Source organism: Bacillus sp. L381 (genome assembly GCF_030284525.1).
Lineage (GTDB): Bacteria > Bacillota > Bacilli > Bacillales > Bacillaceae > Bacillus > Bacillus amyloliquefaciens.
Genome location: NZ_CP127224.1, coordinates 1053522 through 1077755, shown reverse-complemented (window position 1 = coordinate 1077755; position 24234 = coordinate 1053522). Strand labels below are relative to the sequence as shown.

Here is a 24234-nt window from a genome sequence, read left to right as displayed (position 1 = left end):
GAGGCAAACAATGGGACTATTACAAGACTTGGAAGAACGGATATTAATCGGGGACGGCGCGATGGGCACTCTCCTTTATTCCTACGGCATTGACAGATGTTTTGAGGAACTGAACGTCTCAAAGCCCGATGAAATCAAGCGGATACATAAGGCTTACGTGGAAGCCGGGGCAGACATCGTCCAAACAAACACGTACGGCGCGAATTTTATTAAGCTCTCAAGATACGGACTTGAGGATGAAACGAAAAAAATCAATCAGGAGGCGGTCAGAATCGCGCGCGCTTCCTCAGACGGCGCTTATGTTTTGGGAACGATGGGCGGCATCCGCACCTTCAACAAAAACGCCTACAGCCTTGAGGAGATTAAACGCAGCTTTCGGGAGCAGCTTTATTTACTGCTTCACGAGGAGCCGGACGGCCTGCTTTTGGAAACATACTATGATTTAGAAGAGGCGCGCGAAGTGCTGAAGATCGCCAGAAAAGAAACGGAACTCCCGATCATGCTGAACGTTTCCATGCACGAACAGGGCGTGCTGCAGGACGGAACATCGCTTCGGGAAGCCCTCAAATCAATTGCCGGCCTCGGCGCTGATATAACGGGAATCAATTGCAGGCTCGGCCCGTACCACATGATTGAAGCCCTTACCGAAGTGCCTATTTTCCGTGACGCTTATTTATCGGTCTATCCGAACAGCAGCCTTCCGTCTTTAGAAGGAGGCCGGCTTGTTTATGATACGGACGATGCCTATTTCCGGGAGAGCGCCATACAATTCCGCACTCAGGGCGCGCGCATTATCGGGGGCTGCTGCGGCACAACGCCCAACCACATCAGAGCCATGGCTGAAGCGGTCAGAGGACTCTCACCCGTCACTGATAAAGAAGTGAAAATCAGACGGGAAGAAGAAGTCATCTCAGTCCGGGATGAACGGACCGAGCCGGGTTTAGACGAAATCGCCGCGCAAAAACGGTCAATTATCGTAGAGCTTGATCCGCCGAAAAAATTGAATTTTGAAAAATTTCTGCAAGCGGCGGCTGAATTAAAGGAAACCGGCATAGAAGCGCTGACGCTCGCCGACAATTCATTGGCGACACCGAGAATCAGCAATGCGGCCTGCGGTGCATTACTGAAAGAGCGCCTTGATATCCGTTCTCTCGTCCACATTACATGCAGAGACCGCAATATCATCGGCCTTCAGTCACATTTAATGGGGCTGGATACGCTCGGGCTCACCGACATTTTAGCCATCACGGGCGATCCTTCAAAAATCGGCGACTTTCCGGGAGCTACCTCCGTCTATGATTTGACGTCCTTTGACTTGATCAGGCTGATTAAGCAATTCAACGAGGGCATTTCCTTATCAGGGAAACCGCTCGGCAAGAAAACGAACTTTTCCGTAGCCGGGGCATTCAATCCGAATGTCCGCCATCTTGATAAGGCGGTAAAAAGGCTCGAGAAAAAAATCGAGTGCGGAGCCGACTACTTCGTGTCTCAGCCTGTTTACTCAGAGCAGCAGCTCATTGACATTCATCATGAAACGAAGCATCTCACAACGCCGGTATATATCGGCATTATGCCGTTAACGAGCAGCCGCAACGCAGAGTTCATTCATCATGAAATACCGGGCATTAAGCTGTCAGACAGCATCCGGGAAAAAATGGCGCAGGCCGGTGAAGATAAGCGGAAGCAGAAAGCCGAGGGCCTTGCCATCGCCAAGTCGCTTCTTGACACGGCGTGCGAGCTGTTTAACGGAATCTATTTAATCACCCCGTTTCTCCGTTCTGATTTGACGTCAGAACTTGCAGCTTATATTAAGCAAAAGGATGAAAAGCGGGCTGATGTATATTTGCATTGATGTGAAAACAAGCCGCCTGATATGACAGGCGGCTTTTTCATGGTACGATACAGAAAAAGAATCAAGCAAAGGAGGATTTTTTCATGGTTGAAGTAAAACCCATCACCGCAGAAGACACGTACGCGATCAGACACAGCGTGCTGCGCCCCATCAGACGATAGAGGATTGTAAATATGATCAGGACAGCGTAAAAGGAGCTTTTCATCTCGGAGGTTTTTACGACGGACAATTGATCAGCATCGCTTCTTTCTATCCGCAGCATCAGCAGGCATTAAAAGCTGAGCCCGCCTACCAGCTGCGCGGCATGGCGACGCTTGAGGAATACCGGACACAAAAAGCGGGAAGCACATTAATCGCCTATGCAGAACGGAAACTGGCCGATATGGGGGCGGCGCTTGTCTGGTGCAACGCCAGATGTCACGTGAAAGGATATTATGAAAAGCTCGGCTGGACAAGCATCGGAAGCTCCTTTGACATACCCGGCATCGGCTCGTATGTGATCATGTATAAGAACTCGCTTGAAACAGACAAAAGCCCTTGGCGTCTCTTATAAGGGCTTTGTTTTGTTATTTTTAGCGTTAAGCGGATCTGGACATCACGTCCCGCTCCCCATGCTTTTTTAAGCGCCGCTATTGACGCTCTCCCGCTTTTTTATTACCCTTTGTTCATTAAGCAACAAGGACAGCAGGTGTGAAACGATACCTGGCATTGCCGATTTCAGCTATTTTTTAAGAAAAGGGAGTAAAAGATGAATACGATCCAAAAACCGAAAATCCCGAAAGAATTGCCGGTGCTTTCTTTCACCGAAGCGCTTCAGGACGAACAGATCAAAGAAGTCATAATTGAAAACGAAATCATAAGCGGCAAACTGCACAGCCTGCGCGCTGAAAAAGTCATTTTCAGAAACACGGTTTTTATAGATGCCTCTTTCAGACATATGGAATGTACGGATGTTCTGTTTGAAAAATGTGATCTCTCAAACGCTGATTTCAGCGGAAGCATCATCCATAGAACGGTCTTTCAGCATTCAAAACTTCTCGGCTTGAACTTGGCGGATTCCGCTATGCGCAATGTGCGGTTTGAAGACTGCCTCGCAAATTACAGCTCGTTCAGCTATTCCAATATGAAGCATGTCCGGTTTGACACGTGCGCTCTTTTAGAAAGCGAGTGGAATGATGCCGCCCTTGAACACACAGATCTTAACGCATGTGATCTGAACGGCTCAAACTTCATCGGCACGTCTCTTTTTAACATGGATATCAGTACGTGCACATTTGATCACCTGCACGTCTCACTTGATAAGCTGAAAGGATGCCGCATCTCTCCGGCGCAGGCCGTTACATTCGCAGAAGCGCTCGGAGCCATCGTGACGTAATCCCCTGAACTACAAAATGAAACGGCGGGCGATGTCCGCTATCGTTCGAATGCCTTTTTCCAAGTCCGGCAAGGATGCGTACGAATAGGAAAGACGCAGGCTTTGCCGGTCTTCGGGAAGGTAAAGAGCTCCCGGATTGATCAGCACGCCGGCCTCCAGTGCACGGGTGAAAAACGTTTGAACAGCGAACGCTTTATGAAAGGTAACCCAAATATAAAAGCCTCCCTCCGGAACATGCCACTCCGCAATATCTCCCGCGTATTTCTCAAGAAAATGCAATGCCGCATCTCTCCTGATTTTGAGTTCCTTCCTGAGACGCAAGAGACGCGTTTCATAGCGGCCGTTTGACAGCCATTGGCATGCCGCCCATTGGGATAAAGCGCTGGAGCCGTAATCCGTCTGCATCGGATTCGGGCGGCCGGCTGCTCGGCATCCTGAATAAATGCTCGGCATTGGTGATGTGGGGGGCGGCTGTTTATTTTGCAACGCTTTTGCTCCGATAAAAAGGAGATCCGGCAAGTCATGTTGAATGTACCGAAGGGGAAAGGGGGAATTGGAATGTCAGAGATTCTAAAGCTGCATCATTACCACAGGTGGGCGAATGAGCAAGTCATTCAGCACCTGAAGACCATGCCCGCGGCAAGCTTACAGCAGAAACTTAAAAGTGTTTTCCCGACCGTGAACGCCGTGCTTGTGCATATATGCCGGGCCGATTACATCTGGCTTCACGTGCTTTACGGAGAAACTTACGAACAAATCGTCTCGCGATTTGATCAATTTGAAAAGCTTGGCGGAGATTTGGGGGCTATTGAAAATAGAATGACAGAGCAGTACGAAGATTACAGCCGATTTTTAAAAGAACTGGAGAATCCGGAAGGTCCGATTTCCATTTCTCATCCGCGCCTGGGAACGCTAAAGACGACATATGCAGATGTGATCCGGCATGTTGTGAATCACGGCACATACCATCGCGGCAACATAAGCGCGATGCTTCATCAAATGGGATATAAAGGCGTGCCGACTGACTACATTTTCTTTTCAGACGAATCATAAAAAAGCAAAGGCATGCTGAGCCTTTGCTTTTTCTCTTCGAATCTATCACAATCCGGCATAGCTGGAAGCGCCCGGGGTAAGCTTTACAGGCCTCCCGGTTTTAAAAGAATTCGTCGCGGCGATCCCGATTTCTAAGTTAATCGTGGCATCGACGTCTGTCACAATCGGAGTTTCCCCTTTTTTCACACATTCGGCAAAGTGCTCAAGCTCCAGACGATAAGCGTCTTTAAAGCGGGCTTGAAAATCCGGGATAATTTCGTAGCTGCTGCCTGACTCCGTTAAAACGGTAACATGGCTTTTCCGCAGCGTACCGACTAAAATGCTTCCCGTCGTGCCGATAATTTCTGCGCGGATGTCATGGCCGTACGGAGAATTTCGGCTTGCCTCCACATCGCCGGCCGCGCCTGAGTCAAACTCAAGATACGTTAATGCCTGATCAACATCGCCGCATTCCTCCATGAACGGGTGCTTTAAAATTCTCCCGTGCCCGCTGACGGACGTAACCTCGGCATTCATGAGATATCTCGCGATGTCGTAATCATGAATGGAGCAGTCAATGAAAAGCCCTCCGCTATGTTTGATAAATTCAGCGGGCGGTGCGCCTTGATCTCTCGTAAATCCTTTATAATAAATGGGGCTGCCGATTTCTCCGGCGTCGATTCTTCTTTTCGCGTCGGCGTAAGCCGGGTCAAACCGCCTCATAAACCCGACCTGGCAGATGACGCCCGTTTCTTCGATTTTTTTCATGACTTCTTTAGATTCCTCAAGACTAAGGGTCAGCGGCTTTTCAACAAAGATGTGCTTTCCGTTTTCAGCGGACTTGGTAATCATTTCCGCATGTGTGCTTGTCGGGGTGACAATGATGACGGCGTCAATCGGCTCATCTTCCAGCAGATCATTCGGATTTTCCGTCCATTTGGCGATTCCTAATTCTTTCGCACACGTTTCCGCCTTCCCCTTCATCGGGTCACAGACGGCCGCAAGCTCGGCTCCCTGAACTTCGCTGACTAAATGCTTTGCATGAAAATATCCTAATCGCCCTAATCCCAGCACCGCACATCTGATTTGATCTGTCATATATCTCCGCTCCTTTTACCTTGAGGCCGCATGCTGCGTTAAAGCAAGCGGTTTCTCTTATTAAACTTGCTTTTATCATCTATCATTCTTTCATAATCATCATCGAGAAAGCGCTTTATTTATAATGCAGGCTGATTGTTTATATTGTTTATTTTGTTTTGCGCAAGCGCTTTCTCAAAAGCTGATTTTATTTTACAATGCTTTTCGCTCGTTTGACAATGTTTTTCACAGAAAAAAACGCGCCTCATTGATGCGGTCGCGTTTTTGCCGGTGCCGTAGAATGCCTGATGACAAGTTCCGGAGATAAAATGATTTTGCTTTTTGTTTTTTTCTTCCCTTGAATCTCATCAATAAGAAGTTCAACGACGCGCCTCCCCATTTCGCGGATAGGCTGGGAAATCGTCGTGAGCGGAGGAGCCGTCATTTCAGCGAGAATGGTATTGTCAAAGCCGATGACGGACAAGTCTTCCGGCACCCGAATGCCCCGGGAGCGCGCAGCCTGTATTGCCGCACATGATAACACATCATTAAAGGCGAAAACGGCGGTCGGAAGGTCTCTGTCAAACAGCTCAGCCGCTGCCTGTTTTCCGCTTTCCAGCGAATATTCCGTCGGAATGATGAGCGATTCATCGAGTGTCATCCCCGCTTCACGCATCGCTTTTTGAAAACCTTTGATTCTGTCTCTTTCACCCGTGGTCGAGCCGTTGCCGACGATACAGGCGATCTTTTTATGGCCTAAAGATATAAGGTGTTCAGCCGCCGTATAGCCGCCGAGAAAATCATCGATAATGACGACGTCCATCGGCGCGAGCGGTTTATCCTGAGTGATCATCGCAAGCGGGGTGCCCGATTTCACAATATCATCAAGCGCCGTAACGCTGTCATCATGATCAAGCCCCGTCGCGAAAATAATGCCGTCCGCCTGCTTCTGCCGCAACATGGAAAAATACTTCGTTTCTTTTTCAGGCTGATAATCCGTACTGCAGATAATGATATGAAACCCAAGTACACCGGCACTGTCTTCAATGCTTTTCGCCAGTTCCCCGAAAAACGGATTTGAAATATCCGGGGTGATCAGGCCGATCATATTCGTCTTTTTGCCCGTCAAGGCGGATGCGTGAACATTCGGATGATAGTCCAACTCCTCCATGACACGGAGCACCATCCGCCGTGTTTTGTCACTGATCCTCCCCGTGTTGTTGATGACCCGCGAGACGGTCGAAATGGAGACGCCCGCCTTTTCGGCTACATCGTAAATTGTCATTTTCATGCTTACTAATCCCTCTTCTGTTCTCTGGTTTTAGGTCAGTCCGTTTTCCTGCTTACGAATTTGCGGTATTCAAGCGGCGTAATGCCTTCAATCTGTTTGAACAGTTTAGAAAAATAGGTCGGGTCCTCCATGCCGATGGCGTCTGCGATTGCCCCCATTTTGTGATTGGTGGCGGACAAAAGACGCTTCGCCTCCGTCATTCTGACTTTGTTCGTATACTGGCCGGGCGTGACGCCGAGCACCTGCTGCATGCAGCGGGTCACGTAGTCTTGGTTGTAATGAAGAGCCGAAGAGAGCGCTTTGATGGTGGTTTTCTCCTGATAGTGCTCCTGCAGATACCGGGCGGCCTCCCATGCGACTCTTTCCTTTGCGGACGGTATTTGGAACGCTTCCTTTTGAAGATGAAGCAGCAGCTCTTCAAACAGAATCTGCTTTCTGAGCGGCAGGTCGGAGTTCTCTGCGCTGTCATCAGTCAGGACGCTGAATTGCCCGGCCATAAACTGAGGGCGCCTCACTTTACCTTTTTGCGGCAGAGACAGGCGGTAGCGGGCCGGCTCTTCAAAGCTGCCTTTTTTCCGCCTCAGCTCCGCCCAGTTATTCCCGGTTGTTTCCGTCACCTCATATGCCGTTCCCTCAAAATGAAGCCACGAATAGGATGTCGTTTCTTCACTTCCTTTTGTCCCGTAATGTTCAAGGCCGGGAGAAAGCAGAATATATTCTCCGGCTTCTACGGAAAAGGCGTTTTCGTCTTCTGTAATGTAGAGGACGCCTTCTTTCACATACAGCAGATCAAACACCGGGAAGACCCGTCTCACATGGGTTTCGCCTTTTTTGAACGTCCCTTCTCCCGCAGCGATAAAGACCGGGAACGGAGGGACTGTGAACTCGAGAAAGGACATATTTTCGGCCCTCCTTTTTAAGTCGGATTTTTGCAAGAAGTTTCGTTTCTCTCCCTTTTTATTATAAGAAAATGGAGGTACACTTTTAAACGTTGATTTTGTCAGGAAAGGGGTTAAAAGAAATGAAACAAGCGATTTTAAAACGGACTGCATTCAAACAATCCTCTGATCACAAACTCTCATTATACGCGCTGACTTGGCCGATATTTATTGAGGTTTCATTATATATGTTTATGGGAAACGCCGACACTCTTATGCTTAGCCAATACTCTGACAACAGTGTGGCGGCCGTGGGTGTCAGCAATCAGATTTTAAATTTAATTATCGTGATGTTCAGCTTTATCGCAACGGGCACGACAATTGTGATTTCGCAGTTTTTAGGTTCTAAGCAGAAAAAAGAGGCGCAGGAAGTGGCTTATGTTTCGATAGGAGCGAACTTTGTCATCAGTCTCGCCATCAGCGCCGCCGTGTTTTTCGCGGCCGTTCCGATGCTTCATGTCATGGGTCTTTCCAATGAATTGATGCCCGATGCCAAAGTCTTTTTACAGGTGGTCGGCGGGCTGTCATTCATTCAGGCCCTGATTATGACGTTCAGCGCCATTTTAAAAAGCTACGGTCATACGAAGGATACGATGTTCGTTACGATCGGGATGAATATTTTAAATATTGCCGGAAACTTTCTTGTCATCTTCGGGCCGCTCGGCCTGCCGGTGCTAGGCGTCGCCGGGGTTGCGATGTCAACGTCCATCGCGCGGATCATCGGGTTAGCAGCTATGATTGTGATCGTCAAAAAACGCATCGGACTCGGTCTGACATGGAAAAAGATCTTTCACGTTCATAAAGAGCACTTGCGGAAACTATTGAAAATCGGGATTCCGTCTGCCGGCGAACAGCTGTCTTATAACATTTCACAAATGGTTGTCACTTATTTTATCGCCATTATGGGCGCCCAGGCGCTCACAACAAAGGTTTATACACAAAACATCACCATGTTTATCCTGCTGTTCGGAACGGCGATCAGCCAGGGCACACAGATTTTGATCGGCAGATATATCGGCGCGAAACAGTTTGACGACGCTTATGACCGCTGCATGAAAAGTCTGTACTGGGCGCTTGGCATTGCCGCTTTGACATCCGTTATCATGACCTTGTTTTCAAAGCAGCTGATCGGAATTTTCACAAGCAGCCCTGACATTATTGCGACGGCGAGCATGCTGATTGCCATGACGATCATTCTTGAGCCCGGCCGTTCATTTAATGTCATAATCATCAACTCGCTCCGGGCCGCAGGAGATGCAAAATTCCCCGTCTATATGGCGATGATATCCATGTGGGGCATCGGTCTGCCTCTCGCTTATCTGTTCGGCATCCATTTCGGATTGGGGCTTATGGGCATCTGGATTTCATTTATCGCGGATGAATGGGTCAGAGGCATTCTCATGTACAGAAGATGGAAGTCGCGGATTTGGATTCAAAAAGGGATTGCATAAACGCCCGAAGCTTCGTTATGAAGCCGGGCGTTTTTTTATGCCTGCGTAAGCCGTTTTCTCATGTCATCGAGCTCTGACCGGTAATGTGCCAGCAAATCGGTAACGGCTGGCCTTGAGTATAACGGAAACAGCTCCAGCTCTTCAGACGCCTCTTCGAAATACGCCTCGGCTTCGAAAGCGATATACTCCCATACATTCATAAAAGCTTTGTTGATGGTATGTCTCTCCAGCTCTTCTTCCGTATAGCCGAATTGTTCCATCACCTGACGCGGAAGACGCTTTTTCATCCGCTCATCCGTATGAACCCCAGTGAGAACCCGGGTCAGCTGCACGGCTGCTCCTAATGAAACGGCTGCATGGCGGAGCTTCTCTTGATTTCTACGCGCGCAAACCGGCAGCAGAAGCAGACCGAGCGCTCCGCCTGTTTGGCCCGCGTACATCAGGAGGTCATCAAACTCTTGATAGGTCTCTTTTTCTCTGTCAGACCTTTGGCCGGCGATAAACTCACGGAACGGCTCTTCTTCCAGCGCAAATTGCTGCCGCACGTCGGCGAGCGCCTCCCATAAAAAGTCTTCGGGGCCTGTCCCGTTCAGAACGTCTTGTGCCGTCTGTTCAAATCCCTCAAATTCCTGAACATCCTCAAGGCTCTCAGCTTCATGAAACAAAGCAAGCACAGCCCATGCGGCCTGCCTGTTTTTTGGCGGCAGGGATGAAAAAGTCCGTTTATATAAAGGAAAATGCGCCTCGGCAAGCTGCGCGCATGTTTTGTATTCGGTCATGGTATCACTCCTCTGTTTTTTAGTGTACCATATGTTTCACAATAAAAAGACCGATATCCTCAGCGGAAACCGGTCGCGGAACTGTTATTCTTCTATATCAATGCGGTACGCCTCAAACCATGTATGGATTTGGGCAAGATGGGCGATCAGCTGCGGGCCTTTCATCAGCTGGCCGAACCATGGAACCTGAAAAGATGACCCCTCTGTTTCCAGCAGCATTTCCAGTTTTTTTCTGTCCAGCAGGGTGTGAAGTACGGAATCTTTTTGTTGTAAAATCGTTTTCAGCCACTCTGTAACCCCTTGCGTGTATTTCGGGTGATGCGTTTTCGGGTAAGGACTTTTTTTGCGGTACAGAATGTCTTCCGGAAGCAATCCTTCAAGCGCCTTCCGCAAAATGCCTTTTTCCCGGCTGCCATGCATTTTCATTACCCAAGGGATATTCCAAACGTATTCCACGAGTCTGTGGTCGGCGAACGGCACCCGCACTTCAAGACTTGCGCCCATACTCATGCGGTCTTTGCGGTCCAGCAGATTTGTCATAAACCAAAGCATATTTAAGTAGAACAGCTGCCGTCTCGCTTTGTCTGTTCCCGTCTCACCGTCTAACAGCGGTGTTTCCGCAATAGTTTCTTCATATCTCGCATTCACGTATTCTCTTAAATTCAGGCGTTTTTGCCATTTTTCGTCCAAGAGGGTGATTCTCTCCTCAGTGGATCTCATCCAAGGAAATCCGTCTTCTTCCGCCGCGGTATGAAACCACGGATATCCCCCAAAAATTTCGTCCGCGCATTCTCCGGAAAGGCTCACGACAAAATCTTTTTTTATCTCACGGCAGAACCACAACAGCGAGGAATCAACATCAGCCATGCCCGGCAGGTCTCTGACGAGAACGGATTCCTCCAGATGTTCAACCAGCTGATCCTGCGTAATTACGCATTGATGGTGCTGTGTGCCGAATGCATTTGTCATTTTATCGATCCACGGGCCGTCATCATTCGGCTGAAATGCGCTCGCTTTAAAAAATTTGCTGTTCTCCTCATAATCAATTGAATAAGTATGGAGGGGATCTCTGCCTTCTTTCTCAAAATGAGCGGCGGCTATCGCGGTAATCGCGCTCGAATCAAGCCCCCCTGACAAAAATGTGCAGACCGGCACGTCAGATACAAGCTGGCGTGTCACCGCATCCTGAAATAAGTACCGAATATGAGCGGCGGTTTCATCGAAGCTGTCTGTATGCTTTTCGCTCTTTACATTCCAATAACGCCAGATGGACAAACCGTCCTTTGAAAAAGTGAACGCATGAGCGGGACGCACTTCGTGAATTCCTTTAAAAACCCCGCAGCCCGGTGTTCTGGACGGTCCGAGTCCGAAAACTTCCGCAAGTCCGGTGCTGTCTGTGCGGGCTTTCACATCAGGATGAGCAAGGATGGCTTTCAATTCTGATCCAAACAGAAAGGAAGTACCGTGTTCTTTATAAAAAAACGGTTTGACGCCGAGCCGGTCTCGCGCCCCAAACAGGCGCTCCCGCTTTTCATCCCAGATGGCAAAAGCGAAAATACCGTTCAAGCGGTGAACGCACTCCTCCCGCCACTCAATATAACTGTGCAGCAGCACTTCTGTATCAGAGGTCCGTTCAAAACGGTGGCCTCTCGCCTGCAGCTCTTTCCGCAATTCTTCCGTGTTATACAGCTCGCCATTATAAATGATGGTGTACGTTTCCTCTTGATGCGTGCAGGCCATCGGCTGGCGGCCGCCTTCAATATCAACGACCGAAAGTCTTTTATGTCCGAATAAAACATGGGGCTCTCCCCAAACGTTTGAATCATCAGGCCCTCGTTTTGAAAGAGTGTCTATCATATTGTTCATAATATGTTTCTCTTGGACGAGCTGCTTTTGAAAATCGACCCAACCCGCAATTCCACACATGTGATATCAGCTCCAATCCCGTTTCTGTCGGTATCAAATTCGTTTCTATCAGCACTTTACCCAGTTTATGCAAAGAAACGCAGATAGTTGATTTGTCCCACTAAGAGTTGTATGAGACAAGTCCGATTTGGAAAGAACGGAAGAGAAGATCAAACAAAGGAGCCTCTTGGTTATGAAACGAAAACAGCTTTTCTCAGAAAAAAACAAATGGGGGCGCGGCACTCTGCTGATAGAGGACGGCATCTGCCTCGTCGAAAATGATGAGGGCGATATCCTGCTTGCAGACAGTCTCGGAAATGCCGCCGTATTGATGAAACGTGACGGCAGATGGCAGCCGGCCCGGATTCACGGCGGTACGGCCGAAATCGGCGCAGACACCATCGCTCTCTTCGGCGGAGAAGAGATCCGTTATGAAAAGGCGGTAAAACGGCCGCTTTTAGCCTTGCTGGATTCGCTGGACGATGAAACGTTTCTGCTGTTTCTCAGCCATCTGCACGGGTTCGGCCTGTCTGTATATGATTGCGTATTTTCCTACAATCAGTCGCTGTTTTCCGGTGAAGGCGTCTCGTTTTATCACTTCTCGGCGGATGATGCCCAATGCGCCCTGCAGCATCACCGCGGCGGCTCGGGTAAACATGACAGATTTGAATGGACGGCATCTGACGGCCGGCGCTCAATTATGTATTCAGCGGCAAAACACGGCGGAACAGCGTAAAAAACAGGCGGCGCCCTTTAAAAGGCACCGCCTGTTTTTTATTTTACGACCGTTACTTTAACCGCTTTGCTTTCTTGTTTATCCGTGTCGGCAGCCGTCACATAAAGCACGGTGCCTGCTTTTTGCTTTTTGATTTTGACGGAGAACGCGCCTTTTTGATCCGCTTTCTGCGTCGCGATCACTTTTTTCGCTTTATCTTTGACGGTGATTTTTGCTTGGCTGTTTGCTTTTCCTTTTACCGCTGTATCTTTTGCTGTCACTTTACTGACCTTCGGCGTGCCGGACGGGGTTCCTTTGGCTACGACAAGCGTGACAGATGTTTTTGCCTCATCTTTAGAAGCTTTCACGTGTAAAACGGTGTCTTTTTTCTGCATCGGGATATTTACTTTAAACTTGCCGTCTTTACCTGCTTTGGCGCTTCCGATCTTTTTCTTGCCGTTCATGACTTCAAGGACCGTGCCCTCTTTCGCTTTTCCTCTGACGGCATTCTGTGTGCTTTCAAACTTGTTGATTTCGATGCCTAAATCAACGGCGCTTACGGCCTGCATGATATTCAGGCGGCCGTGGCCGGAATGCCAGTCAACTCCCGGAATGACGGGAATCGGGATCGGATCGCCATTGTCATCATACAGCTCTTCTTCCTTGCCGTCCTCGCTTTTAAACGAGATATCATCTGCGGTCTGCTTTAATTTCGCTTCGACTTCATTCGGTTTAAGCTTCGGGTTTTGAGAGAGCACTAAACCCGCGGCAGCCGCAACATGCGGGGCAGCCATTGACGTGCCGCTCATATATGTGACGTTTCCGTTCGGGACAAGACTCGGGATATCAGAGCCGGGCGCCGTCAAGTCAAGCCCTTTTCCATAGTTTGAAAAGTCAGAGGTCATATCCATCCGGTTGCTTGCACCGACTGAGATGACATACTTTGATGATGCCGGGTAGGAAAGTTCATTCTGAGCTTCATTTCCGCTGGCCGCGGCGATGACAACATTTTTGGACGCCGCGTATTTCAGAGCGTATTCAAGCACTCGGCTGTATGCTCCCCCAAGGCTCAGGTTAATAACTTTTGCGCCTTTGTCGGCTGCATATTTGATGCCGAGGGCGATTTGTTCTGTATCTCCCGAACCTGTTGAATCAAGCACTTTCACGGGAATAATGCCCGCATTGCCGTTTAGACCCGCCATTGAATAGCCGTTATCTCGTTTGGCGGCGATAATTCCGGCAACATGGGTTCCGTGCCCTTGATCATCCAAGGCGCTGTTTGATCTGTCTACAAAATTGCGGCCGAGATCGGTCCTTACTTTTCCTTTCAAATCGGCAAGCGTGCTGTCTACGCCTGTATCAACGACCGCGATGAGCGTGTCAGTGAGCTTTCGCTTCGACAGCAGAGCAGACGCCTGATCAAATTTCACATCGGCTCCCTTGACGCCGCCGTCCGCTCCGCTGTTTTTCAGCGACCATTGATAAGGATACTGGATGTCGGCCGAGAGGCTTTTGTATTCACGCACAGGTTCTGCAAATTCTACAGCCGGCAGTTTGGACAGTGTCGATGCCGTTTCTTTTACCCGCTTGGCACTCATCGTGTAAGCGCCGTTTTGGTCTTTCGGCATGTCTAAGGAATAAAAGCTGTCAAACAGTTTTTCCGCCTGTTTGATGCGGGACATGTCTTTTTTAGATTGTGCGCTTGCTTTAAGACCTGCCGCTTCCTTTGTGACCGCGGCGAGGCTTTTGTTATTTTTCAATTTGAAAATAACTTTCCCGGTCTGAAGCTTGCTTTTTGCAGCAAGATGGTTTTCTGTTAAAAACGCTCCGGCTGTTTTGCCTTTCAGGCTGTGAATACCGAGTTTATCCGCCTTTTGCTCCAGCTCTTTTTTTACATATGACGGTACTGACTGAAGTACGGCGGCGTATAACCGTTCAATCGCCTTTTGGTCTTGCGCGGTCACCGTGTATTCGGAATCCGCGCCGTTTTCAGCCGTATCGCTGAACATCGGCTTCAGTGTTTTAAGATCCTGATACATTTCATCTCTTGCTTTTTTACTGAATACGAGCTTTGCCGCCATAAACGGAGCGGTTTTGTAATATAATTTTGACAATTCTTTGCCAGTCGGGGTTTGATTGAGCTCTTGATCACGGATCGTCCGCAAATCTTTTAAAATACCGGCTCCCTCTTTTTTCTGGCTGACGCTCATTTCAACAGGGCAGGACTCCTCTTCTTCCAAATCTGCCGGCCCAAGCGACGTTCCTTCATAGCCGATGGTGTATTGCGCTTTTTCCGCATTTTCATTCTGAGCGCCTTCGTCTTCGGGCTCTTCACCCAGATACTCTACTTTTATATAGTAGGGGCCTTCCCAGGCATGCGGAATATTGATTTCAATTTTTCCTTGGTCCGTGTAAGAGCGGTACATATCAAAGGTGTCATCATTGAGGGCTTTCTCTTTGCTGGGGTAAACGGATACATTTAAGAAAGATTGACTTCTTACAGTTAATGCCATGTGCGAATCTTGTTTCACTTCATCTTTTCCGGGCATGATTGTATACCAGACTGATTGTTCCGGCTTATCAATGGTGCCGGACTGTTCTTTCCCCTTTGCCAAGGCTTTCGTCTGGCCGATTTGTTCCTCCGCTGACACTTCAGAAAACGGAGCGGCGAGGCTCAGCACTAGAACCGCTGACAAAACGGCTGCCCAAAAAGATGCAAATCTCCTTCGTCTCATCTCAAATCCCCCTATCCTTTTGATTCTCTTGAAGAGTAGCATACTGAAAGAGAAACAGATACCTAAAAAAGGGATATTTAAGCTGAAATTAAAATACATGGAAATAAAACTCCTTTTGGATAAAGTTCTTTAGTCGCCGATTATAAAGATTTATGCCCAAATAAAAAAACCCGGATCTTATCCGGGTTTTCAGACGATTGATTAAAATATGTGAAAGCCGATCGGCAAGTGAAGGCCGAGAAGCACCGTCAGGACGAGCACAATAATAAAACCGATCCACAGTCCTCCGGTTGATTTGCCTTTTTTCTTGCGGATTACGAGCATTTCCATCAGTCCGATGGTAATGATGCCGAGCAGCATTTTTCCGGCGTACTCTCCGTTCCAATTCGCAAAACGGACAAACAGTTCAGCACCGGTCAAAATAATAATAATGTAGAATAAGCGCAGAATCATATGCGTAATTTTTGCGCCTTTCGCTTTCCCTGAGCCGTACAGCCCGTAGCTGACAAACACCAGTATAAGCGCAACGACCCATGAAGTAATATGCCAATGTGTCATTATGTTCAATTCCCCCTATCAGATCAATCTGCCTCACTTATGGTACCACAACAAGCCGCTGTGAGCATTATCAATCGCGATAAAGACACACAATTATCCGATTTGGTTCGACAGCGTGCCGATCGGTTCAATTGTAATGTCAACGCGGTCCCCCGGCTTTAAAAATTTCGGCGGCTGAAACCCTTTTCCGACACCGGCCGGCGTCCCCGTCGCTATTATGTCTCCGGCTTCAAGCGTCATTCCTTTTGACAGCGTCTCGATCAGTTCAGCAATCGGAAAAATCATGTCACCCGTTGATCCTGATTGGCGCAGTTCCCCGTTCACCCGCGTTTCAACTTTCAGGCTTTGCGGATCACTGACGGCCGACTTATGTACAATGACCGGGCCCATCGGGCATGTCGTATCAAGGCTTTTGCCGATAAAAAACTGTTTATGCTTTTTCTGCAGATCGCGCGCCGTTATATCATTTACAATTGTATAGCCGAAAATATGATCAAGCGCGTTTTCTTTGGAGATGTGCGATCCGCTTTTTGATATAATAACCGCCAGCTCCCCTTCATAATCAAGCTGCTCCGTTGCATCCAAGTGGCTTTTCACTGTTTCTCCATGGCCTGTAACGGAAGTCGGGGCTTTTGTAAAAACCATGGGATACTCCGGAATATCCGCCTCACTTCCCATTTCAACGGCATGATCACGGTAATTTTTCCCGATGCAGATCACGTTCTTTGAAGGCCTCGGAATTGGCGCACAGAGCTTCACGTCAGACAGTGCATACATAAATGAACCGGACTCATCATTCGGTTTTTTGGCCCATTCCGCAAGCTGTCCGGCATGCGCGACGAACTTTTCTCCCTTTTGAATACACTCTATCAGCGAACCCGGAATCGTCTCAAGTTCAAACAATTTTTTTTCAGCCTTTTGCAGATCTAAGATTTTGTCATCATCCATGATCAGGCCGACAAATTTCCGGCTGTTCAGTTCCCCTGTCGCAAATTTCATGTTAATCCCCCATCATTTTTAAATCTGGCATTCCTTTATGTATTCTTTCTCCGGGCGGAAAATCCTCTTTTGAACAGGCTGAAAATAATCGTAAAAGAGTATCAAAAATTGTCACTTTTTCAGTCATATTGACGAAATAAAACCTTCTCAGCCAAAATGGGTTATACTATTACCATCCTATGTTTTCCAAAATAATCGAGAATTGGAGACCACACGATGAACAGTAAAATTGAAGAAAAAAGATTGACTTTATTCGAGACAGCGCAAAAATTCGGAATCAATGCGAGGGAGACCATCAGGTGCAGCCAAGAGCTGGACAGCCTCTTAAACGGGTGCCGGAGCGGGCTCATCCAACAAACGAAAGACAGCGGGCTGAACCCGGCCGTACAGATTCAGCCGGATTACACCGCAGGGAAAAAAGAGGCTTTCTCATAAACATGATATCAATATAGATTTGAACCATTTGCTTTTAAGACCCGGCACGCGTAAAGCGCCGGTGTTTTTTTATGTCTGAGATTTTTTCCGCTCACAAAAATGTGCGTTTGTCATAAGCTATTTTAGGCAGGCAGCCCAAATAAGCTCCTGGAGTGTATTCCATGAAAATCTTCAAGAAAAGGATGTGCTCGTATGCCCGCAATTGTCGGAGCGTTTAAAATTAATGCCGTCGGTACGAGCGGAGTCGTTCATATAGGCGACTGCATCACCATTTCTCCAAAAGCAGAGGTTAAGACATTTGCCGGAGCGGGCAGCTTCAATACCGGAGACAATCTCACACTGACGAATTACAGGAATTCAACGAATGTGTACGATAATGATGTAATCGATCAGCCGATGGCAGGTAACGCATAAAGGAGGCGCCGTATGAATTTTTACGTCAATCAGTCGATCCATATCAATTACATGCGTGTAGAATCTGTCACCAATTCCTCCGTACTGCAAATCGGGAGCGCCGGTTCAATTAAAGCTCTTTCCAACCTGTATAACACAGGGAGTTATGTAGAGCCGGCGCCGCCTGTCACCGCGGGGCAGACTGCAACAACAGGGGGAGGTCCCGGCACCTCATCATTTGTACCGCTCCAGCCGCCAAGCCGGTAGTTCAATGAAGGAAACGAGACGCGAGGTGAATGTCATGTATGATCAATCGGTTTCATCCTACCTGCAGAACTTAAATTCCTTCGTCCAGCAGCAGGCGCTTCAGATTCAGGAGCTCGAACGGCAGCTGAAAGAGTTTCAGAGCGAAATTTCAACGCTGAAACAGCAGCCATCCACAAGAATCGATCGGCTCGAGTATAAATTTGATCAGCTGAAAATTGAACGGCTGGAAGGAACGTTAAATATCGGATTGAACCCGACTGATCCGAATGCCGTTCAAAACTTTGAAGTCGGCCAGACATCTCCGCAGGTCGGAATGATGCAGCAGGAACAGGCGGGCCAGCAAATGCAGCAAATCCGCCAAAACGTCGATATGTACCTGAATGAAGAAATCCCCGTGCTGTTAGAGCAGCTCGAAACCCAGTATGAGAGCAGGCTGGACGAAACGAACAAATATCATATTATTGAAGATATCAGAAAGCAGATGGACAGCCGGATTAAGTATTATATGTCCCATGTCCCAAAAGAAGAAAACACGGCGCCCGCGCAATACGCCGAGGAGATTGCCGAACACGTGAAGCGTGATATTGTCAGGGCCGTCGAGCATTTTATTAAACACATACCAGGTGAAATGAAAGGTGATGATCCGTCATGATTTTTACAGTGATTAACCGGAACATTGAAGTCGGCGATATCCGGTCGACCGGTGTCTCCAGTTCTTCCTTATTATTAATCGGCGACACCGAATCCGTCTACCTGTCTTCCATCTTTGATACGCCTCCGGAATCTCTCATTATCGGGCCTCTTGTGCCGCTGGCGCCGGAATAATGTTAAAGCGGATTTCACGCCTCAGGAGCGCCAAAGTCAATTCAGTCGGGATTGGGAGTGTTTTTCAAGCAGGCGATACGAATGAAATCAATATGAAGGTTAAAGTTTTGGCCGATCAGCGTACTCTTGCCGTATACAGAGATGATGAAGGCTCGTTTAACAGAAAAGAATACCCGATCTTTCAGCAGCCCGCTGTCATGCCGTTACCGGAAACGGGAGTCCAAAGTGCATTCTGCCATGAAAATCCTTCGATTCGGGTAAGGAATGTGAAAGTCCAAGGGGTATCGTCAGCGTCCGTTGTTCAAATCGGATCGTCATCGGTCGTGCTGGGAGATTCGCGGCTGAAACATATTAGGCAGATCGTCTCACCGAGCTCACAATCATCGCAGACCTGACATATAATGACGGTGAGACTTCTATAAAGGGTGTCGTTTATGCCAGCAATTACCGGACCTATAGCTATCAATTCCATATCGGGCGGAGTCGTAAACTTTGGTGATTCCTTTTACCTTTCTCCAAAAAGCTCTTCTAAATCTGCGCTCGGTTCGGGAGCAGGCAATACCGGAGATTTCCTTTTATTAAACAACGTTGTCAATGCGACAAACTATATAGACCCCGATGTCAGCGATCAGAATGTGGCCGGAAACGCATAAAAGCAGCCGCTCTTTAAGGAGGGGGCTGCTTTTTTGTGTTCAGTGTTGTTTTCGTTCGTTTGATTTTTTTGTTTTCACAAGTTTTTCCGGCGGCTGTTTTCTGATCCATTTCACAAACCGCGCAAGTTTCGGATCACGCCGCAGCTCTTCTATTCCCGCGAGCCTTGCCGCAAGCTCCTGATTCGTATAAAGCGCGTGTATCTGTTTATGGCAGGGAATGCAGAGCATTGCGGTCGGAAGGAATGTCCCGCCTTCTTCCTTAGGCGTCAGGTGGTGTTCCGTCAGCCGCACATGATGGCGGCCGCATAATTCACATGTGCCCTCGGCAGAATCGGCCATAGCTCCTTCTCCTTTCTACATGATCTCCATTGTGACCCGGGTGCCTTTTCCGCCCGGTTCGGACGGATGAACGATTAATTTTTTCGGCAGCCGCGCTCTGAGCTCCTGCACATGGCTGATCACCCCGACGGACAAATTATCCGATTGCAGCTTTTCCAGCGCTGTGACAACGGTGTCTAAAAGCCCTTGGTCAAGCGTTCCGAATCCTTCATCTAAGAAAAAGAATTGCAGCGGATATTGCCCCCGCAGCTGAATCTGGGCGGACAAGGCAAGCGCAAGCGACAGCGATGTCAGAAACGTCTCACCGCCGGAAAGGCTTGATACAGGGCGTTTGACGCCGCCATTCGCGTCATCGCGCATGACAAATCCGCCTTCTGAATCGACTAATATGGCATACCTCTGTCTTGTCAGCGCTCCAAGCCGGGCAGAGGCGTCTCGGGCCACGCTTTCCAGCTGTTCCTCCGCTAAAAATTCGACGAATGTATTGCCTTTACATACAGACTGGAGCTTATCAAGCCTGTCAATCTGTGTCTGCCAGCTTTTCAGTTCGGCTTCAATCTCTTTAAAGCGCTTATGCTGTTTTTGCATCACCGCAAAGGCTTTTGCCTGGGCTCCTTTTTCCTCCTTGGCAGCGCCTGACTCAGCCTCTGCCTGCTCCATCAGAGAAACCGATGCTGTCCATTCTTCTTCCGTTACCCGGCGGCCGGCTAATTTATCAGTGACACGGCGGATATTTGCCGAAAGCTGCTTTGAGCTGTCCAGAAATTCATCAATTTCTCTTTTCATTTCCTCGGCCCGCTCTCTCGGAAGCAGGCTTTTTTTGACTTGATCCGGCTCGGCAAACCCGGTGTCTTTTGATTTCCCGCGCCAGTCATTTTGGGCTTTCTCAAGGGCGGACTCAGCGTCCCGCAGTGACATGAGGCTCCCGGATTCCCGGCCTTTTGCGTCATTCAGTGATTGCTGAGCCTGCTGCAGCGCTTCGAATAAGGACTGTTCTTTCGATTTTAACAGCTGTAATTCCTGCCGCACCGCGTCAAGCTTTGCAGAAATGGATGTTTCTTCAGCTGCTGTTCCGAGCTCTTGTTCATATCCGTCAATGACCTGTTGCAGGCGCTCTGACGCATAGTGAAGCTCGAGCCGTTCCCGTTCAAGCTGATGCTTCTTCTCCTGCAGCCGTTCTTTCTCATCTTCATGTTCCTTGAGGAATGCGATGCTTGTTTCAATGCGCTTCTCGAATTCCTCTGCCTGCCTGTCCTTATCGTCTATCGAAGCCTGCCAGGCGTCAATCCGGCTTAACGGAATATCCCCGCAGGCTTCGTTATACTGATTCAAGCGGCTTTCTGACAGCGATTCGAGCTCTTCTAATGAATGTCTGAGGCGGTCTGCTTCTTTTTCCTCATAGCGGATTCGTTCGGCCAGCTGCTCAGCTTGTTTCACCGTCTGCTGATACGTGCTGATCAATCTCGTGACCTTCTCTCTTACCGACAGCATATCCTGTTTCATTTGCTTCCACTCCAGGCGGACGGCGCTGAACGCTTCATCAAGCGGGCGGCCGCTGATGGAAGAAGCGGCTTCCAGCTCCGGGACCCGGGCGCTTTGCAGAAACGGACATTCTTCGGTAAAACGCCCCGACTGCTCTTCTAATGCAACCTTGGCCGTCAGCACTTCCTGAGAAAGAGCCGCCGCTTCAGAAAGCAGCGCTTCAACCTGCTGCAAACGTTCCTGTACAGCCGTATCGGGCGAATATGTTTCATGAGCGGAGCGCGAACGGTCATGCTGCGTCGAGCCGCATACAGGACAAGGTTTTCCTTCGATTAGTTTTTCCGATAATTCTTTTGTTAATGCAGCCGTTCTCGCTTCCTCTGAGCGCTTGCGCAGGTCGGCTTGCATTTTGTCCGCCCGTTCGGCTGCGGCTTTCAGTGAACGTTCCGTTTCACAGACCATATGGTAAACGGTTTGAAGCGTTTGATAAGCGCGCGTAATGTCCTCTTCTTCCGATTTCGCCTTTGCGCTGAGCGCCTCGCTTTCTCCGTTCAGCTTCTCCATGTTTTTCAACTGGGCTGTCAGATTGGTCCGTTCTTTCGTGATTTGTTCCTGTGTCTGCTGAAAGCCGGCTGCCAGCTGTGCGGCGGTCTGGCATTTTTTCCGTTCATCAGCGGTCACTTGCACTGCTTTCAGCTCTTCTTTCAGCTCATTCTGCCTGTTTTTGCCGCGGGCCAGGCGGTCTTTCACTGCGGTCAGCTGTTTCGAGGCGGCTTCGTATTCTTCCTCTTTTTTGCTGTGCTCCGCCTTTGTTTTTTCCGCTTCTTTTTTTGCTTCAAGCAGCTTTTGTTCAATGGCTGACAGCCTTTGATACAATTCTTCTTCCTTGACAAGTTTCGGCTCTTGTTCAGCCTTATGGACCCGCCACGCTTCATAGGCTTCATTTTGCCGCGTAAATGAAGCGGTTTCCGCCTCTAATTTCCGTTTGGCCAGTTCGTGCTCCTGCTCGGCACGCTCCTTCCGGCGGACGGCTTCCGTGTAGCGATCTGCATACGGCTCAAGAGCGAGAGCGGTTTCCGCTTCTTTAAGACGGTCAGTCAAACCCGTGATATACGGGCGTTTTTCCTCAAGCTTTTCCTGCCGCGCCTCATATTCGTTTCTCTCTGTCTGCAGGTTCCAAATCTCCTGGTGGTTCTCAAAACGTTCTCTTGCTTGGACCCGTTTCTTCTCAGCTGCTTCAAGCCGTTCATTCGCTTCGTGAAACTGCTGTTCAGCCAGCTTCAGCGCGTCTTCCCCCGCGTCTCCGAGGCCGGATTGTTCGGCCAGCATCTCATTTTTTTTCGCGGCCGCTTCCTGCGCCCGACGCCGCAATTTTTTGACAAGCCTGTCACCGTACTGTTCCAGATTAAAAAGGCGCTGCAGCATATGTCTTCTTTCCGCGCCTTTCAGCGACAGAAACTCGGCAAACTTTCCTTGCGGGAGCACGACGGCTCTTGTAAAGTCGTCAATGGTCAGACCAAGAAGCTCTTCCACCTTTTTGTTCACTTCATTCGCTTTATCGGCAAGCACGGTTTGTTCCTCTTTGATTTCAATTAAGCGGCAGAGGGCGGTTTTCACTTTCGTTTCATCCGTTCTCTTAAAAACACGCTCTACTTTGTAGGATACCCTGTGGCCGGATTGAAGCGCGAATGTAAAAGAAACGGCGAGCTGATCTTCGGCATGGTTCAGAATGCCGTGCGTATTATTTGCGGCGCGCTCCACTTTTCCGTATAGAGCGAGTGTCATCGCATCAAGGATCGACGACTTTCCGCTTCCCGTCGGGCCGAAAATTCCGAACACCCCGGCACCGGACAGTCCGTCAAAGTCAATGGTCTGTTCCTCTCTGAAGCTGTGGAGTCCTTTTATCGTTAACAGAATCGGCTTCATGTCGCATCCTCCTCATCATCCGCTGACGCAAGCTCTAAAAACAGCTTGACCATCTCCTCATCCGGCACGCCGCCGCCCGTTTGTTTTTCATAAAACTTCTTAAACCGGTCCTCAATTGATGTGTGTTTCACTTCAATCCGGTCAATGTCTGTCTCTTTTTCTTCAAAAACCGGCCTGATATGGATAAAGCCTGGATGCGCCTTTCTCAGCCGATGGATTTCTTCAAGAGAAAGCTGATCCGTCAAATGGATATCCAGATCGATCCAGGCATTCCGGTCACGCCCTTCATCGAGCCAGCCGTGAACCTCGCTCAGCCCCTGCGCTTTCCATTTGACAAGCGGTTTTCCGGAAGACAGGAAAATCTCTTCCCACTTCGCTTCTCCGCCCGGCTTCGCTTCTACCACCGTCACCGATTTGGCATAACCGGCTTCTGAAAAGCTGTATGCCAGCGGAGAGCCGGAATAGCGGGCGGCCGTTTTGGCACGTTTGATCGTTTGCGGACGGTGGAGATGGCCGAGGGCCACGTAAGCCGCATCAGCCGGCAGGCTTTCAGCGGCGACCGTGTAAGCGCCCCCGACTTCAATCGGACGCTCTGAATCGGTCTGATTTCCTCCCGCGACATAAATGTGGCTCGCCGCGACTTTCACGGCATCGTCCCGGCACAGAGCGCACATACGGGCAAACGCCTCTCTGATTTTCACATCGTAATGATCGCGAAGAAGCTTTTCCTCAAACGTATCAGACAGCACTTCGTTTAATCTCGCTTCTGACGGATAGGCCAGCGCGGCAACGGCTAACAGCTCGTCCGCCGACGGCACCTCAATATGGACGGGTTCTGTCCGCGGATAGCCGATTAAATGAATGCCGCGCTCATTTGTTAACGGAGAAGCCGCCGCCAGCCTGTCAGGATTGTCATGGTTCCCGGCAATGACGACAACCGGGCGTTTTCCGCCGTCAGAAAGCGCGGAAAGACTTTCGTAATACAGTTGTTCAGCGAGCGCAGGCGGATTGACTGTATCAAATACATCCCCTGCCATAATGACCGCATCAATGTTTTCTTCTTTGACAATGGTATTCAGCTCTTCCAATACCTCGGCCTGTTCACTCAGCCGGCTTCTGCCTTCAAGCGTTTTGCCGAGGTGCCAGTCAGCTGTATGTAAAATGCGCATACCGCATTCACCTCACTTTTCTGATAGAAAAAAAGATC

General features: G+C 49.1%; 22 protein-coding genes and 3 pseudogenes. 13 read left to right on the top strand and 12 right to left on the bottom strand.

The genetic code is table 11. The annotated features are described in order from the left end of the window. Positions 1-10: 10 nt before the first annotated feature. The 3 genes and pseudogenes from QRX25_RS05350 (at position 11) to QRX25_RS05340 (ending at position 3227) form a co-directional block, all read left to right on the top strand. Positions 11-1852, top strand: coding sequence for a bifunctional homocysteine S-methyltransferase/methylenetetrahydrofolate reductase (locus QRX25_RS05350; protein ID WP_065981140.1), 1842 nt, complete (start codon positions 11-13; stop codon positions 1850-1852). 83 nt (positions 1853-1935) lie between these two features. Then, positions 1936-2405: pseudogene (locus tag QRX25_RS05345) on the top strand (GNAT family N-acetyltransferase). Between the two features lie 195 nt (positions 2406-2600). Continuing rightward, a complete protein-coding gene (locus QRX25_RS05340) occupies positions 2601-3227 on the top strand; it encodes a pentapeptide repeat-containing protein (protein ID WP_065981139.1) in 627 nt (208 codons plus the stop codon). Between the two features lie 9 nt (positions 3228-3236). Here QRX25_RS05340 and QRX25_RS05335 read toward each other — a convergent pair. Beyond that, a pseudogene (locus tag QRX25_RS05335) lies at positions 3237-3632 on the bottom strand (PLP-dependent aminotransferase family protein); the annotation flags it as partial. A gap of 153 nt (positions 3633-3785) precedes the next feature. Here QRX25_RS05335 and QRX25_RS05330 point away from each other — a divergent pair. Further along, complete coding sequence (locus QRX25_RS05330) at positions 3786-4280, top strand: DinB family protein (protein ID WP_065981137.1); 495 nt, start codon at positions 3786-3788, stop codon at positions 4278-4280. Between the two features lie 45 nt (positions 4281-4325). Here the strand turns inward: QRX25_RS05330 and iolX are convergent, their stop codons facing one another. The 3 genes from iolX to QRX25_RS05315 form a co-directional block, all read right to left on the bottom strand. Beyond that, positions 4326-5357, bottom strand: coding sequence for a scyllo-inositol 2-dehydrogenase (gene iolX, locus QRX25_RS05325; RefSeq protein ID WP_115997939.1), 1032 nt, complete (start codon positions 5355-5357; stop codon positions 4326-4328). Between the two features lie 244 nt (positions 5358-5601). Then, positions 5602-6627, bottom strand: coding sequence for a transcriptional regulator DegA (degA, locus tag QRX25_RS05320; RefSeq protein ID WP_115997938.1), 1026 nt, complete (start codon positions 6625-6627; stop codon positions 5602-5604). A 35-nt stretch (positions 6628-6662) separates the two neighbouring features. After that, on the bottom strand, positions 6663-7526 hold the full coding sequence (locus tag QRX25_RS05315) for an AraC family transcriptional regulator (RefSeq protein ID WP_065981134.1): 864 nt from the start codon (positions 7524-7526) through the stop codon (positions 6663-6665). A gap of 122 nt (positions 7527-7648) precedes the next feature. Between QRX25_RS05315 and QRX25_RS05310 the strand changes: the two genes are divergently transcribed. Further along, on the top strand, positions 7649-9016 hold the full coding sequence (locus tag QRX25_RS05310; RefSeq protein ID WP_115998001.1) for an MATE family efflux transporter: 1368 nt from the start codon (positions 7649-7651) through the stop codon (positions 9014-9016). Between the two features lie 35 nt (positions 9017-9051). Here QRX25_RS05310 and QRX25_RS05305 read toward each other — a convergent pair whose 3' ends face one another. Together QRX25_RS05305 and asnB are read right to left on the bottom strand one after the other, a co-directional pair. Next, positions 9052-9795, bottom strand: a complete 744-nt coding sequence (locus QRX25_RS05305; protein ID WP_115997937.1) for a squalene/phytoene synthase family protein — start codon at positions 9793-9795, stop codon at positions 9052-9054. Positions 9796-9879: 84 nt separating this feature from the next. Further along, positions 9880-11721, bottom strand: a complete 1842-nt coding sequence (asnB, locus tag QRX25_RS05300) for an asparagine synthase (glutamine-hydrolyzing) (RefSeq protein WP_115997936.1) — start codon at positions 11719-11721, stop codon at positions 9880-9882. 172 nt (positions 11722-11893) lie between these two features. On the opposite strand from asnB, the gene QRX25_RS05295 reads away from it, so the two are divergent. Continuing rightward, a complete protein-coding gene (locus QRX25_RS05295) occupies positions 11894-12436 on the top strand; it encodes a DUF2777 family protein (RefSeq protein WP_249199295.1) in 543 nt (180 codons plus the stop codon). A 38-nt stretch (positions 12437-12474) separates the two neighbouring features. On the opposite strand, the gene QRX25_RS05290 is transcribed toward QRX25_RS05295, so the two are convergent. The 3 genes from QRX25_RS05290 to QRX25_RS05280 form a co-directional block, all read right to left on the bottom strand. After that, positions 12475-15150, bottom strand: coding sequence for a peptidase S8 (locus tag QRX25_RS05290; protein ID WP_212100875.1), 2676 nt, complete (start codon positions 15148-15150; stop codon positions 12475-12477). A gap of 201 nt (positions 15151-15351) precedes the next feature. Beyond that, positions 15352-15708, bottom strand: coding sequence for a YisL family protein (locus QRX25_RS05285; protein WP_013351772.1), 357 nt, complete (start codon positions 15706-15708; stop codon positions 15352-15354). Positions 15709-15801: 93 nt separating this feature from the next. After that, positions 15802-16707 (bottom strand): fumarylacetoacetate hydrolase family protein, encoded by a 906-nt coding sequence (locus tag QRX25_RS05280; protein ID WP_212100873.1) that lies wholly within the window; start codon positions 16705-16707, stop codon positions 15802-15804. 216 nt (positions 16708-16923) lie between these two features. Between QRX25_RS05280 and QRX25_RS19820 the strand changes: the two are divergent. The 7 genes and pseudogenes from QRX25_RS19820 to QRX25_RS05245 form a co-directional block, all read left to right on the top strand. After that, a pseudogene (locus QRX25_RS19820) lies at positions 16924-17037 on the top strand (aspartyl-phosphate phosphatase Spo0E family protein); the annotation flags it as partial. A gap of 297 nt (positions 17038-17334) precedes the next feature. Continuing rightward, positions 17335-17556, top strand: a complete 222-nt coding sequence (locus tag QRX25_RS05270) for a spore germination protein (protein ID WP_003155135.1) — start codon at positions 17335-17337, stop codon at positions 17554-17556. A gap of 12 nt (positions 17557-17568) precedes the next feature. Then, positions 17569-17802, top strand: coding sequence for a spore germination protein GerPB (locus tag QRX25_RS05265; RefSeq protein ID WP_115997932.1), 234 nt, complete (start codon positions 17569-17571; stop codon positions 17800-17802). A gap of 34 nt (positions 17803-17836) precedes the next feature. Further along, a complete protein-coding gene (locus tag QRX25_RS05260) occupies positions 17837-18454 on the top strand; it encodes a spore germination protein GerPC (RefSeq protein WP_115997931.1) in 618 nt (205 codons plus the stop codon). After that, positions 18451-18627 carry a spore germination protein GerPD gene (locus QRX25_RS05255; protein ID WP_013351767.1) on the top strand — a complete coding sequence of 59 codons (177 nt, stop codon included), beginning with the start codon at positions 18451-18453 and terminating at the stop codon, positions 18625-18627. Before QRX25_RS05260 ends, QRX25_RS05255 begins: the two co-directional genes overlap by 4 nt. Then, on the top strand, positions 18627-19022 hold the full coding sequence (locus tag QRX25_RS05250) for a spore germination protein GerPE (RefSeq protein WP_212100869.1): 396 nt from the start codon (positions 18627-18629) through the stop codon (positions 19020-19022). The genes QRX25_RS05255 and QRX25_RS05250 overlap by 1 nt, the downstream gene beginning before the upstream one ends. 39 nt (positions 19023-19061) lie before the next feature. Then, positions 19062-19280, top strand: coding sequence for a spore germination protein (locus tag QRX25_RS05245; protein ID WP_013351765.1), 219 nt, complete (start codon positions 19062-19064; stop codon positions 19278-19280). A 39-nt stretch (positions 19281-19319) separates the two neighbouring features. Here QRX25_RS05245 and hlpB read toward each other — a convergent pair whose 3' ends face one another. From hlpB to sbcD, 3 genes are read right to left on the bottom strand one after another with little or no spacing between them, the layout of a single operon-like run. Beyond that, entirely contained in the window at positions 19320-19619 is a 300-nt protein-coding gene (gene hlpB, locus QRX25_RS05240) for an HNH nuclease-like protein HlpB (RefSeq protein WP_065981125.1), read from the bottom strand. Between the two features lie 15 nt (positions 19620-19634). Further along, entirely contained in the window at positions 19635-23027 is a 3393-nt protein-coding gene (gene sbcC, locus QRX25_RS05235; protein ID WP_212100866.1) for an exonuclease subunit SbcC, read from the bottom strand. Continuing rightward, the gene (gene sbcD, locus QRX25_RS05230; protein WP_065981123.1) at positions 23024-24196 is read right to left on the bottom strand and encodes an exonuclease subunit SbcD; all 1173 of its coding nucleotides are present in this window, start codon (positions 24194-24196) and stop codon (positions 23024-23026) included. Before sbcD ends, sbcC begins: the two co-directional genes overlap by 4 nt. Between the last annotated feature and the right edge of the window lie 38 nt (positions 24197-24234).

Bases quoted from the DNA above. Each gene is read 5' to 3' on its own strand.
- QRX25_RS05290 (WP_212100875.1), bottom strand. From the start codon at position 15,150: ATGAGACGAAGGAGATTTGCATCTTTTTGGGCAGCCGTTTTGTCAGCG.
- QRX25_RS05265 (WP_115997932.1), top strand. From the start codon at position 17,569: ATGAATTTTTACGTCAATCAGTCGATCCATATCAATTACATGCGTGTA.
- QRX25_RS05315 (WP_065981134.1), bottom strand. From the start codon at position 7,526: ATGTCCTTTCTCGAGTTCACAGTCCCTCCGTTCCCGGTCTTTATCGCT.
- QRX25_RS05255 (WP_013351767.1), top strand. From the start codon at position 18,451: ATGATTTTTACAGTGATTAACCGGAACATTGAAGTCGGCGATATCCGG.
- QRX25_RS05350 (WP_065981140.1), top strand. From the start codon at position 11: ATGGGACTATTACAAGACTTGGAAGAACGGATATTAATCGGGGACGGC.
- QRX25_RS05285 (WP_013351772.1), bottom strand. From the start codon at position 15,708: ATGACACATTGGCATATTACTTCATGGGTCGTTGCGCTTATACTGGTG.
- iolX (WP_115997939.1), bottom strand. From the start codon at position 5,357: ATGACAGATCAAATCAGATGTGCGGTGCTGGGATTAGGGCGATTAGGA.
- hlpB (WP_065981125.1), bottom strand. From the start codon at position 19,619: ATGGCCGATTCTGCCGAGGGCACATGTGAATTATGCGGCCGCCATCAT.
- QRX25_RS05245 (WP_013351765.1), top strand. From the start codon at position 19,062: ATGCCAGCAATTACCGGACCTATAGCTATCAATTCCATATCGGGCGGA.
- QRX25_RS05305 (WP_115997937.1), bottom strand. From the start codon at position 9,795: ATGACCGAATACAAAACATGCGCGCAGCTTGCCGAGGCGCATTTTCCT.
- QRX25_RS05330 (WP_065981137.1), top strand. From the start codon at position 3,786: ATGTCAGAGATTCTAAAGCTGCATCATTACCACAGGTGGGCGAATGAG.
- asnB (WP_115997936.1), bottom strand. From the start codon at position 11,721: ATGTGTGGAATTGCGGGTTGGGTCGATTTTCAAAAGCAGCTCGTCCAA.
- QRX25_RS05260 (WP_115997931.1), top strand. From the start codon at position 17,837: ATGTATGATCAATCGGTTTCATCCTACCTGCAGAACTTAAATTCCTTC.
- QRX25_RS05295 (WP_249199295.1), top strand. From the start codon at position 11,894: ATGAAACGAAAACAGCTTTTCTCAGAAAAAAACAAATGGGGGCGCGGC.
- QRX25_RS05310 (WP_115998001.1), top strand. From the start codon at position 7,649: ATGAAACAAGCGATTTTAAAACGGACTGCATTCAAACAATCCTCTGAT.
- degA (WP_115997938.1), bottom strand. From the start codon at position 6,627: ATGAAAATGACAATTTACGATGTAGCCGAAAAGGCGGGCGTCTCCATT.
- QRX25_RS05250 (WP_212100869.1), top strand. From the start codon at position 18,627: ATGTTAAAGCGGATTTCACGCCTCAGGAGCGCCAAAGTCAATTCAGTC.
- sbcC (WP_212100866.1), bottom strand. From the start codon at position 23,027: ATGAAGCCGATTCTGTTAACGATAAAAGGACTCCACAGCTTCAGAGAG.
- sbcD (WP_065981123.1), bottom strand. From the start codon at position 24,196: ATGCGCATTTTACATACAGCTGACTGGCACCTCGGCAAAACGCTTGAA.
- QRX25_RS05340 (WP_065981139.1), top strand. From the start codon at position 2,601: ATGAATACGATCCAAAAACCGAAAATCCCGAAAGAATTGCCGGTGCTT.
- QRX25_RS05270 (WP_003155135.1), top strand. From the start codon at position 17,335: ATGCCCGCAATTGTCGGAGCGTTTAAAATTAATGCCGTCGGTACGAGC.
- QRX25_RS05280 (WP_212100873.1), bottom strand. From the start codon at position 16,707: ATGAAATTTGCGACAGGGGAACTGAACAGCCGGAAATTTGTCGGCCTG.